The sequence below is a fragment of the Halomonas sp. PGE1 genome (assembly GCF_013000985.1).
GTDB lineage: Bacteria > Pseudomonadota > Gammaproteobacteria > Pseudomonadales > Halomonadaceae > Halomonas > Halomonas alkalicola.
Genome location: NZ_CP053032.1, coordinates 3,510,602 through 3,522,415, shown reverse-complemented (window position 1 = coordinate 3,522,415; position 11,814 = coordinate 3,510,602). Strand labels below are relative to the sequence as shown.

Genomic DNA, 11,814 nt, shown 5'->3' with positions numbered 1-11,814 from the left:
GGGCGGCGGCGTCAGTGGGCCGTCGGCTCCGGGTCGATGGTGCGGTAGAGAATCTGCAGCTCCTCGACGGAGAGATGCTCCAGTCGGCCGGAGAGCAGATCGCTGACCTTCTGGGCCGGCAGGCCGGCGCGGCGGGCGATCTCTCGGCAGCCGAGGTCGGATACGGCGATCAGCCGAGTCACGATGCGCATGAGGCGTGTACGTTTTTCCAGGTCCCTGACGTCGAGGTCAGGGCTTCTTCGCGGGGGGTCGAGAAGGTCCGCGCTTTGGGTGTGACGTGCAGTACTCATGATGCTCCAGTGGGCGATTGCGACATGCACACTATGGGGTCTCTTCGGCGATTTTGCCAGTGTCGATTCGATGATGCTTTGGTGGCAGGAAGAAGACGCCGCGGCAGGCGAAGGGCGGGGGCCGGGCAGGCCCCCGCGATGGTGCCGAAGATGGCGCTAGAAGAGCAGGTTGGGCAGCCACAGGGCGATACCCGGGAAGGCCACGATCAGCGCCAGCCCCAGGATCTGCAGGGCCACGAAAGGGAAGGCGGAGCGATAGATGTCCACTATCGTGATGGACTTGGGAGCCACCGACCGCATGTAGAAGAGGTTGTAGCCGAAGGGGGGCGTCAGGTAGGCGGACTGCATGCTGAGGATGAACAGCACCGCGAACCAGGTGGTGTCGAAGCCGAGCTCGCGCACGATGGGGATGTAGAGCGGCACGGTGATGAAGAGGATGGCGAAGTCATCCAGGAACATGCCCAGCAGGAAGAAGCTGAAGAGCATGAAGAGGATCACCGTGTAGGGCGACAGGGAGTAGTCGTAGATCAGGTCGCTGATCACCATGCCGGCGCCCAGGCCCATGTAGATGCGGCTGAAGAAGACCGCGGCGATGGCGATCCAGATCAGCATGCCGGTGATCCTGGTGGTGCTGAGCATCACGTAGCGCAGCAGCTTCCAGTCGAGCCTGCCGCGCAGGGCGGTGAGCACCAGGGCACCGGCGGCGCCGACGGCGGAGGCCTCGGAGGGCGAGGTCACCCCGCCGATGATGCAGCCGAGTACCGTGACCACCAGCAGCCCGGGGGCCACGACGTGGCGCAGGGACTGCAGCTTCTCCCGGGTCGTGAAGCGATCCTCGGGGGGCGTGGCGGGGCCCAGCGCCGGGTTGAGCCGGCAGCGGATCAGCACGTAGGCCATGTAGATGCCGGCCAGCATCAGCCCGGGCATCAGGCCCGCGGCGAACAGCTTGCCCACCGACTCCCGGGCCAGGAAGGCGTAGACGATCATCAGCACGCTGGGCGGAATCAGAAAGCCCAGGGCGCCGCCAGCCATGATGGTGCCGGTGACCAGGCGCTTGTGATAGCCGCGCTTGAGCATGGCGGGCAGGGCGATGATGCCGAGGCTCACCGTGGCAGCGCCGGAGACGCCGGCCATGGCGGCGATCAGCGCGCAGATCAGCACCGTGCCCACGCCGAGGCCGCCGGGGATGCCGCCCATCCACTTGTGGATCATCTCGAAGAGGTCATCGGTGATGCCCGACCTCTCGAGCACCAGGCCCATGAAGATGAACAGCGGCAGGGAGACCAGCAGGAAGTTGTCCATGGCGCTGTAGGCGGAGGCCAGCAGCAGGTCCAGGCCGCCGGGACCGAACATGAGGTAGGCGCTACCCATGCCGGAGATCATCAGCGCCAGAGCCAGGGGGGCCCCCATCGCCATGAGCACCAGCATGGAGAAGAACATGATGGCGGTAATTGTCAGGGGCTCGAGTTCAGCCATAGGAACGCTCTTGTCATGAAGTGTCCTCGGGGCCGAGCACGCAGCCGCCCCGGGCGCAGGGTCAGGGGTTGCTGTCGTCGAGGTCGTCGCGGGGGTCGTCGTAGGTCACGCCGGCCAGGCGCAGCACGCCGCGTACCAGCTCGGCCAGGCACTGCAGCATCAGCAGTCCCACGGCGAGCGGGATGGTGGCCTTGATCGGCCAGAGCGGCGGGCGCCAGACGCTGCGGTTGGAGAACTCGCCGATGCGCCAGGCGTGCCAGGCGAAGTCCACCGCCATGCGGAAGACCACGGCCAGCACCACCAGCGCGAGCACGAAGATCACCACGTCGCAGAAGGCCTGGCCCCGGGGCGGCAGCAGCCGGTAGACGACGTCGCTGCGGACGTGGCCCTGGTGGCGGAGGGTGTAGCTGCCGGCGAGGATGCTCAGCGCGCCGAAGAACATGGTGGAGAGCTCGTGCCCCCACACGGTGGGGGCGTTGAGCAGGTAGCGTGCCAACACCTCGAACAGCAGCACGCCGATGATCCCCAGCGTCAGCCAGGAGACGACCCTCCCGACCCAGTCGGAAAGGCCATCCTGCACCCTCAGATAGCGGGTGACATTACTCACTGATCCGTCCCTGTTCGATGGCGTTGTTGATCAGGATCTCCACGGCGCGGGCGTTGCGCTCGGACTTCTCCGCCTCGGCTTCCCAGATGGGCAGGGCGGCCTCGGCCAGGCGGCGGGAGTCCTCTTCCGGCAGCTCGGCGATCTCGAAGAGCTCGCCCGCCTCGATCACGGCGCGGTTGCCCTCTTCCAGCCACTGATGAACGTCGAGCAGGTACTGGTCGAGCGCCTCGGTCAGGATGGTCTGCTGCTCCTCGGTCATGCGCTCCCAGGTGCGCGGGTTGATCAGCGCGTTCTCGGTCCAGCCCGGGTTGAGCAGGTTGATGTCGGTGTAGTGCTTGGCCACCTCGTGCAGCTTGAGCTGCTCGTACTCCACCGGGCCGCCGTAGACGGCGCCGTCGATCACGCCGGTGGAGAGCGCCACGTAGAGCTCCTGGCCGGGCAGGAAGACGGTGGGAACATCGAACTGCTCCAGCACGGTGGCGATGGAGCTGGTGGCGCGGATGCGCATGGAGCGCAGGTCATCGAGGCTGGTGACCGGTTCGCGGGTCAGCAGGCCATAGTCGCTGCCGAAGCCGCGGCCGATCAGCTTGACCCCCTGCTCCTCGTAGGCCTCGGCGATCAGCTCGTCCAGCCCCTGGTTGGCGAAGATGTCGCGGGCCTCGTCGGCGGAGACCCAGGCGCCCGGCAGGCCACCCTCGATGGTGCCGATGCCCACGCGGCCCGGCCAGTAGCTGCCGACGCCGTGGGCGATGTCGATGGTGCCGCGCGCCACGGCATCCACGAACTGGTCGCTGTCAACCAGCTCGCCGCCGCGGAAGAACTGCAGGCGGATGGAGCCGTCGCTGGCCTCCTGCAGCCGGTCGCGCAGGTCGGCGGCGATCGAATCCACCTCGGTGCCGTAGAAGGTGTGCATGCGCAGACGGATGTTGTCGGCGTAGGCCAGCTGGCTGGCGATCAGGGATGCCGCGATCGAAGTGGTCAGGGTGCCTTTGAACAGGGTGGAGAGTTTCATGGAGGCCTCTTGGTGGTCGGTTCTTCGGATTGTTCGTTGTCTGCTTGTTCGCTGTCGGGCGGCGAGTCCGAGCCTTGATGCCGATTGTGCATCGGTGATTCGAGTTAAGCATAAGATAAAAATACAGACCATAGAAATTTTCCCGTTATTTCTATATTTAGCGTCGGTATTTTTACCCTGCTAACACTCTTCGGAAGGGCGCCGCGGCCTTGTCGCAGCGGCTTCCGTTCACCTCAGGCACGGAAAGCACGCTAGCAGCATCGACAAGGCCGGCCTATGGACCAATGCCGCGTCGAAATGGACCAATCGGGCCGCGGCGGCTGCCCGTGGTGCCTTGACGGACGCCTGGCGGGGTGTTGAGGGGAATGGGGGATGGCCATGGAACTTTGGTCGAGCCGCGGGGGTGGGGCAGAAGGGGGCGCTGGCGTGGCAGAGGGGCGGCAGGGCGTCAGCTCCCCAGGCAGCGCGTCAGCACGTGGCGCAGGCGTACCGCTTCGCTGGCCAGGGTGTTGCCGGAGAGCATGCCGATGCCGAGGATCAGGCCGCTGCGCGGGTCGTCGGGGGCGCAGGCCGGGCTCAGCGGGCGGGTGATGAGGTGGGATTGCAGCAGGCGGCTGGCGACGCGCCGGTCATCCACCTCCGGCGCGAACTGCACGCAGAGGCTGATGGAGTGGCTGGGCGGGGAGACGTGGAGCACGCCGGGCACCTGCACCAGCTGGTCGTGCATCACCTGCTGGCGGGCCAGGTAGTCGCGTTGGATACGGCGGTACCAGGCGTCCAGCTCCCCCTCGGCGATGAACTGGGCCAGGGCGGCCTGGTCCAGCAGGCGCCCCTCGCGGAACACCTCGCTGCGCAGCTGGTTGAGTGGCGCCACCAGCGACCGGGGGGCCACCAGGTAGCCCAGGCGCAGGCCGGGGAACATCAGCTTGGAGAAGGAGCCGACCAGCAGGTGCCGGGGCGAGCGGCCGTCGAACATCAGGTTGGCGCCATCCTCGCCGGTGAACTCGTAGTCATCCTCCAGCACGAAGTCGGGCGCAAGGCGCGCGCAGAGCGCCTGCCGGTGCGCTCGGGAGGTGGGCACGCTGAGCGGGTAGTGGTGCGAGCCGGTGAAGTAGGCCAGCCGCACCGGGGCGTTCGCCTCCCCGGGGGCGTGGCCCGCCTCCGGGGACCAGGCGAGCTGGTCGACCCTGGCGCCCACGGCAGTGAAGACGTTGCGCGCCCCCCAGTAGCAGGGGGACTCCATCAGCACCCGGTCACCCACGTCGGTGAGCGCCAGGGCGCAGAGCTCGATGCCGTTGTGGGTGCCCTCGGTGATGATGATCTGGTCGGTCTCGCACTCCAGCCGGCGCCAGCGCCACAGGAAGTCGCGGATGGCGCGCTTGAGCGGGCCGTAGCCGCCGCCGGAGTAGGAGAGCAGCAGGGCGTTGCGCGGCACGGTGACGCTGGCATAGAGCTCGCGCCACTTGGCCATGGGGAACTGGGTGATGTCCGGGATGCCGGGCATGAAGGCGCCGCTCTGGATGGCGCTGGCACTGGGGGCGTCCAGGATGGCGGCGGCCCGGGTCGAGAGGCGCGGGGCGGCGTCGGCCGGCGTCGGGTCCGGCGTGACCGGGCGGCGAGTCCAGGTGCCCTGGCCCTGCCCGGTGAAGATGAGCCCCTCCTCCCCCAGTCGCCGCATGGCCTGGGCCAGGGTGTTGCGCGCGACCTTCAGCTCCTGGCAGAGCAGCCGGTGGGAGGGCATCCGGCTGCCGTCGGGCCAGTCGTGCAGGATCGTCAGGCGCAGGGCCTGCTCGATGCGTACGCCCTTGCCCAGGCGTTCGGGCTGCTGGCTGACGCGGGCGAGAAGCGGGGCGAGGGAGACCTGGGGCGGCATGGCGGTGGCAACGGTGGCGCGGGGTGTGGCGATTATCCCCTGCGGGTGAGGATTGGTCCACCTGGCCGGGGAAGTGGTCCATAGGTGGCGGGTCGCCTTGCTGCTAGCGTGCTTCCCCATACCGACAAGAGGAGACCCCCATGACGCTGATCGACTCGCTGTTGATCGACGGCACGGCCGCCGCCCTGGTGGGCGAGGCCTGGCTGACCGGCAGCGCAAGCTTCCCCGTGACCAACCCCGCCACCGGTGAGCGGCTGGTCCAGGTGGCCGACCTGGGTGCCGACGAGACCCGCCAGGCGGTGGCCGCCGCCGAGGCGGCCGGCGCCGCCTGGAAGAAGACCACGGCCAAGGAGCGCGCCGCCCTGCTGCGCGCCTGGTTCCTGCGCATCCAGGAAGAGGCCGAGGGGCTGGCCGAGCTGATGACCCTGGAGCAGGGCAAGCCGCTGGCGGAATCCCGCGGCGAGGTGACCTACGGCGCCAGCTTCATCGAGTACTTCGCCGAGGAGGCCAAGCGCATGGCCGGCGAGACCCTGCCGACCCATGCCGCCGACAAGCGCCTGCTGGTGCTGCGCGAGCCGATCGGCGTGGTGGCGGCCATCACGCCCTGGAACTTCCCCATGGCGATGATCACCCGCAAGTGCGCCCCGGCCATCGCCGCCGGCTGCACCGTGGTGATCAAGCCCGCCGAGGCGACCCCGCTCACCGCCCTGGCCCTGGCGCGCCTGGCCCGCGAGGCCGGCATCCCGGCCGGGGTGATCAACGTGGTCACCGCGGCGAGCCCCGCGTCGGTGGGCGAGGTGCTGACCACCGACCCCCGCGTGCGCAAGGTCTCCTTCACCGGCTCCACCCCGGTGGGCAAGAAGCTGCTGGCCCAGTGCGCCGGCACCGTCAAGAAGGCCTCCATGGAGCTCGGCGGCAACGCCCCCTTCATCGTCTTCGACGACGCTGACCTCGACGCCGCCGTGGCCGGGGCCATCGCCTCCAAGTACCGCAACGCCGGCCAGACCTGCGTCTGCACCAACCGCTTCCTGGTCCAGGAGGGAATCTACGACGCCTTCGTCGAGGCCCTGGCCGCGAAGGTCGCGGCGATGCCGGTGGGTGACGGCCGCGAGCCGGGCGTGATGATCGGCCCGCTGATCAACCAGGCCGCCGTCGACAAGGTACAGCGTCACGTGGATGACGCCGTGGCCAAGGGCGGGCGGCTGCTGTGCGGCGGCACGCCCCATGCGCTGGGCCAGAGCTTCTACGCCCCCACCGTGATCGCCGATGCCACCCCGGAGATGAACGTGGCCAGCGAGGAGACCTTCGGCCCGCTGGCGCCGGTGTTCCGCTTCCGCGACGAGGAGGAGGCGATCGCCATGGCCAACGACACCCCCTTTGGCCTTGCCGCCTACTTCTATGCCCGCGACTACCGCCGTATCTGGCGCGTCATGGAGGGGCTCGAGTACGGCATGGTCGGCGTCAACGAGGGGATCATCTCCACCGAGCTTGCCCCCTTCGGCGGCGTCAAGGAGTCGGGCCTCGGCCGCGAGGGCTCGCGCCACGGCCTCGAGGAGTTCACCGAGCTCAAGTACGTCTGCGTGGGTGGGCTCTGAGCCCGCCGTGTCACCCACTCTCTGCCAGGATCTCACCATGACCCAGACCTTCACCAACGCCGAGCTCAACGAGCTCAAGAAGCGCTTCGTGGCCAACGGCGCCGCCACCCCCACCGCCCAGTTCGTGGCCCGCGCCGAGAACGCCGAGCTGTGGGACGAGGATGGCCAGCGCTGGATCGACTTCGCCGGCGGCATCGGCGTGCTCAACCTGGGCCACCGCCACCCGCGCATCGTCAAGGCCGTGCAGGACCAGCTCGAGCGCGTCATGCACACCTGCTCGGCGGTGATCTCCTACGCCCCCTATATCCAGCTCTGCCAGCGGCTCTGCGAGAAGGCCCCAGTCAAGGGCCCGGAGCGCAAGGCGATGCTGGTCAACACCGGCGCCGAGGCGCTGGAGAACGCGGTCAAGATCGCCCGCGCCGCCACCGGCCGCTCCGGCGTCATCACCTTCGACGGCGCCTTCCACGGCCGCACCATGATGACCCTGGCCATGACCGGCAAGGTGCTGCCCTACAAGAACGACTTCGGCCCGATGCCGGGTGACGTCTATCGCGCGCCTTACCCCAACCCGCTGCACGGCATCAGCGACGAGATGGCCCTGGCGGGCATCGAGAAGCTCTTCAAGACCGACATCCCGGCCCACCGGGTGGCGGCCATCGTCATCGAGCCGGTGCAGGGGGAGGGCGGCTTCTATATCGCCTCGCCCGAGTACCTCAAGGCGCTGCGCGCGCTCTGCGACCGCCACGGCATCCTGCTGATCGTCGACGAGGTGCAGTCGGGCTTCGCGCGTACCGGCAAGCTCTTCGCGCTGGAGCACAGCGGCATCGAGGCCGACATGCTGACCACCGCCAAGTCCCTGGCCAACGGCATGCCGCTCTCGGCGGTGGTGGGCACCGCCGAGGTGATGGACTCCTCCGGGGCGGGCTCCCTGGGCGGCACCTACAGCGGCAACCCGCTCTCCTGCGCGGCCGCGCTGGCGGTGTTCGACGCCATCGAGGAGGAGAACATCCTCGAGCGCAGCGAGCAGATGGGCCGCATGCTGGCCGAGCGCTTCGCGGTCTGGCAGGAGCGCTTCGCCCCGGTGGGCCATGCGCGCAACCTGGGCGCCATGGCGGCCTTCGAGCTGCTCGACGCCGAGGGCCGGCCGGACCCGGCCCAGGCCCAGGCGCTGTGCGCCAAGGCCCGCGAGCAGGGGCTGATCCTGCTCTCATGCGGCTTCTACGGCAACACCATCCGCGTGCTGGTGCCGATCACCGCCCCTTCCGCGGTGCTGGAGGAGGGGCTCGCCATCATCGAGCGCTCTCTCGAGGCGATCACCGCCTGAGGCGGGCCGGGCGCGCCCGGCCAGTCCCTTCCGTTCGTGTGGCGTTCACCGCCGAGGCCCCTGGCCTCGGCGGTGTCGTTTGCAGGGGGCAGGAGAGGGCGGCATGGCGAGCAATTTCTATCGCCATTAAATATATATTTTGACACAAGTTAAAAATGTAGATATTTTTGAGGGGCAGTCATCCTCTCACTCCCCTGGAGACCCTGACATGTCGATCCTGACCCAGCTTCCCGCCGTCGCCATGCCGCTGCCCGCCGATATCCGCGGCTTCACTCTGGCCCCCTCCGCCGCCTCGCCGCGCCTGATCCAGCTGACGATCTCGCGCGAGGTGGTCGAGGCCTTCGTGGCGGCCGTGGCCGAGTGGCCAGTGCAGGCGCTGGAGTACAAGTCGATGCTGCGCTTCCGCGTGGCGAAGATCCTGGACGACCTGTGCGATAACACCCTGCAGCCGGTGCTGGTCAATACCCTGGTGGATCGCGCCACCGGTGGCTTCCAGGTGGTGATGGAGGGGCTCGACTCCGTGGAGCAGGCCGAGGAGATGGTCAAGCTCTCCACCGCCGTGGCTCACCTGATGGGGCGCTCCAACTACGACGCCATGAGCGGCCAGTACTATGCGCGCTTCGTGGTGAAGAACGTCGACAACTCCGACTCCTACCTGCGCCAGCCGCATCGGGTCATGGAGCTGCACAACGACGGCACCTTCGTCGAGCAGGACACCGACTACGTGCTGATGATGAAGATCGACGAGCAGAACATGGCGGGCGGCAACTCCCTGCTGCTGCACCTGGACGACTGGGCCGACCTGGAGCGCTTCTTCGCCCACCCGCTGGCCCATCGCCCGATGCGCTGGACCGCGCCGCCCAGCAAGAACGTGGCCCGCGACGTCTTCCACCCGGTCTTCGACGTGGACCGCGAGGGGCGCCCGATCATGGCCTACATCGACCAGTTCGTGCAGCCCAAGGACTACGAGGAGGGCAACTGGCTGACCGACCTCTCCGAGTCCCTGGAGTCCAGCCCGGCCATCGTCTCCCTGCCCAACCCGGTCGGCAGCTTCCTGCTGATCAACAACCACTTCTGGCTGCACGGTCGCGACCGCTTCACCCCGCACCCGGACCTGCGCCGCGAGCTGATGCGCCAGCGCGGCTACTTCACCCACGCCAAGACCCTGCGCGACCCGCGCCAGGTGTAAGGCGCCGGGAAGTGACGGCAGCCCGAGCGGTTGTCATGATATGAGCCATGCCACGCCCTGCGGCGTGGCATGCGCGTGTCCGCCAGCGTGGTTCAGCCAGCACCCTTCAGCAGAGAGAGAAGATGCACGATTTCATCATTGTCGGCGGCGGCATCCTGGGGATGTCCACCGCCATGCAGCTCAAGCAGGCCTACCCGGAGCGGCGCATGCTGCTGCTGGAGAAGGAGGCGGGGCCGGCCATGCACCAGACCGGCCACAACAGCGGCGTGATCCACGCCGGGGTCTACTACACCCCGGGCAGCCTCAAGGCGCGCTTCTGCCTGGCCGGCAACCGGGCCACCGTCGAGTTCTGCGAGGCCCACGGCATTCCCTACGACACCTGCGGCAAGCTGCTGGTGGCCACCAACGACCTGGAGATGGAGCGCATGAAGGCGCTCTGGGAGCGCACCGCGGCCAACGGCCTCGAGCGTGAGTGGCTCTCCGCCGAGGCGTTGGCCGAGCGCGAGCCCAATATCACCGGGGTCGGCGGCATCTTCGTGCCCTCCAGCGGCATCGTCGACTACGCCGCGGTGACCCGCGCCATGGCCGCCGAGTTCGAGCGGATGGGCGGCGAGATCCGCTACGGCTGCGAGGTGACGGGCCTCGAGGAGCGAAGCCGCGAGGTGGTGGTAAGCAGCAGTGGAGGCGAGTTCACGGGGCACTATCTGGTGACCTGCTCGGGGCTGATGGCCGACCGGGTGATCCGCCTGCTGGGCCAGGACCCAGGCTTCACCATCTGCCCCTTCCGCGGCGAGTACTACCGGCTGCCGGCGAAGCACAATGCGATCGTCAACCACCTGATCTATCCGATCCCCGACCCCTCCATGCCCTTCCTGGGTGTGCACCTGACGCGGATGATCGACGGCAGCGTCACCGTGGGGCCCAACGCGGTGCTGGCGCTCAAGCGCGAGGGCTACCACAAGCGCGATATCTCGCTCACCGACATGGCGCGGATGTTCACCAACCCCGGCATCCTCAAGGTGCTGGGCAAGAACCTGCGTCCGGGCCTCGTGGAGATGAAGAACTCCCTCTACAAGCGGGGCTACCTGGAGCTGGTGCGCAAGTACTGCCCGAGCCTGACCCTCGAGGACCTCGAGCCCTATCCGGCCGGGGTGCGCGCCCAGGCGGTCTCCCGGGACGGCAGGCTGGTGGACGACTTCCTGTTCGTGAACACCCGGCGCACCCTCAACGTGGGCAATGCCCCGTCGCCCGCGGCGACCTCGGCGATTCCCATCGGTGCCCATATCGTCGAGCAGGTGAAGTCGCTGGTGGAGGGCTGAGCGGGCGACCTTGGTGGAATTGCCGAAAGAATCCGGAAACGTAGAAATATGGCCGTTGGCCTCCCACGCAGGGGCCATGCTAGGTTTCGTGCAGGCGCGACGACCACTGCGCCGATAACAACCCCATAAGAGAATCGGGTTCCAGCCCGGAGGATTGCCATGAACGCCATGAAGTACGCCATCGCCGCTTCGCTGCTCGCCACGGCCCCGCTGGCCGCTGCCCAGCAGCTCTCCATCGCCACCGGCGGCACCGGTGGGGTCTACTACCCGCTGGGCGGCGGCCTGGCCGAGATGATCAACAAGCATATCGAGGGGGCCAGCGCCGTGGCCGAGGTCACCGGGGCCTCGGTGGAGAACATGGGCCTGGTGTGGCGCGGCGATTCCGATATCGCCTTCGCCCTGGCCGATACCGTCTATCAGGCCTATAACGGCACCGGTGACTTCGAGGGCCGCCAGCTCGACAACATCCGTGCCCTGGCCTCGGTCTATCCCAATGCCGTGCAGCTGGTCACCCTGGCCGACTCCGGCGTGGAGTCCCTCGAGGACCTGCGCGGCAAGCGGGTCTCGGTGGGCGCTCCGGGCAGCGGTACCGAGCTCAACGCCCGCGCCCTGCTGGAAGCCAACGGCATCACCTATGACGACTTCACCCCCCAGCGCCTGAACTTCAACGAGACCGCCGACGCCATCCGCGACGGCGACATCGACGCCGGCTTCTGGAGCGTGGGGCCGCCCACCAGCTCGATCCTCAACCTGGCCACCACCCGCGACATTCGCCTGATCGGCCTCTCCGACGAGGAGATCGCCAACGCCCGCGAGGTGGAGCCGGTCTTCGCCGCCTACGACCTGCGCGCCGGCATGTATGACGGCATGGACGAGGCGGTGCAGACCATTAGCATCCCCAACGTGCTGGCGGTGAGCAGCGAGATGGACGATGAGCTGGCCTACCAGATCACCAAGCTGCTCTTCGAGAACACTGACGAGCTGATCGCGGTGCACCCGGCGGCCAACGACACCACCGTGGAGTTCAGCATCGACTCCACCCCGGTGCCCTTCCATGATGGCGCGCTGCGCTACTATGAGGAGATCGGCGCCGAGGTCCAGGACCACCAGCGCCCGTAACGCGCCCCGA

At 68.0% G+C, this 11,814-nt stretch carries 10 protein-coding genes; 5 read left to right on the top strand and 5 right to left on the bottom strand.

Annotated elements, in window-relative coordinates; genetic code table 11:
- Positions 1-11: 11 nt before the first annotated feature.
- The 5 genes from HIR79_RS18705 to HIR79_RS16495 all read right to left on the bottom strand — a co-directional run bounded on the left by HIR79_RS18705 (position 12) and on the right by HIR79_RS16495 (position 5,258).
- A complete protein-coding gene (locus HIR79_RS18705; protein WP_169959178.1) occupies positions 12-290 on the bottom strand; it encodes an XRE family transcriptional regulator in 279 nt (92 codons plus the stop codon).
- Between the two features lie 156 nt (positions 291-446).
- Positions 447-1,766, bottom strand: a complete 1,320-nt coding sequence (locus HIR79_RS16510) for a TRAP transporter large permease (protein WP_169959177.1) — start codon at positions 1,764-1,766, stop codon at positions 447-449.
- Between the two features lie 61 nt (positions 1,767-1,827).
- Positions 1,828-2,373: a TRAP transporter small permease subunit gene (locus HIR79_RS16505; RefSeq protein WP_169959176.1), complete on the bottom strand. Its 546-nt coding sequence runs from the start codon at positions 2,371-2,373 to the stop codon at positions 1,828-1,830.
- Positions 2,366-3,385: a TRAP transporter substrate-binding protein DctP gene (gene dctP, locus HIR79_RS16500; protein WP_169959175.1), complete on the bottom strand. Its 1,020-nt coding sequence runs from the start codon at positions 3,383-3,385 to the stop codon at positions 2,366-2,368. Before dctP ends, HIR79_RS16505 begins: the two co-directional genes overlap by 8 nt.
- A 448-nt stretch (positions 3,386-3,833) precedes the next feature.
- Positions 3,834-5,258, bottom strand: coding sequence for an aminotransferase-like domain-containing protein (locus HIR79_RS16495; protein WP_169959174.1), 1,425 nt, complete (start codon positions 5,256-5,258; stop codon positions 3,834-3,836).
- 140 nt (positions 5,259-5,398) lie between these two features.
- Between HIR79_RS16495 and HIR79_RS16490 the strand changes: the two genes are divergently transcribed.
- The 5 genes from HIR79_RS16490 (at position 5,399) to HIR79_RS16470 (ending at position 11,804) form a co-directional block, all read left to right on the top strand.
- On the top strand, positions 5,399-6,853 hold the full coding sequence (locus HIR79_RS16490) for an NAD-dependent succinate-semialdehyde dehydrogenase (protein WP_169959173.1): 1,455 nt from the start codon (positions 5,399-5,401) through the stop codon (positions 6,851-6,853).
- Between the two features lie 37 nt (positions 6,854-6,890).
- Positions 6,891-8,177, top strand: a complete 1,287-nt coding sequence (gabT, locus tag HIR79_RS16485; RefSeq protein ID WP_169959172.1) for a 4-aminobutyrate--2-oxoglutarate transaminase — start codon at positions 6,891-6,893, stop codon at positions 8,175-8,177.
- A 208-nt stretch (positions 8,178-8,385) separates the two neighbouring features.
- On the top strand, positions 8,386-9,366 hold the full coding sequence (glaH, locus tag HIR79_RS16480) for a glutarate dioxygenase GlaH (protein ID WP_169959171.1): 981 nt from the start codon (positions 8,386-8,388) through the stop codon (positions 9,364-9,366).
- Positions 9,367-9,488: 122 nt separating this feature from the next.
- Positions 9,489-10,685, top strand: coding sequence for an L-2-hydroxyglutarate dehydrogenase (lhgD, locus tag HIR79_RS16475; RefSeq protein WP_169959170.1), 1,197 nt, complete (start codon positions 9,489-9,491; stop codon positions 10,683-10,685).
- Between the two features lie 159 nt (positions 10,686-10,844).
- Positions 10,845-11,804: a TAXI family TRAP transporter solute-binding subunit gene (locus HIR79_RS16470; protein ID WP_169959169.1), complete on the top strand. Its 960-nt coding sequence runs from the start codon at positions 10,845-10,847 to the stop codon at positions 11,802-11,804.
- Positions 11,805-11,814 lie beyond the last annotated feature (10 nt).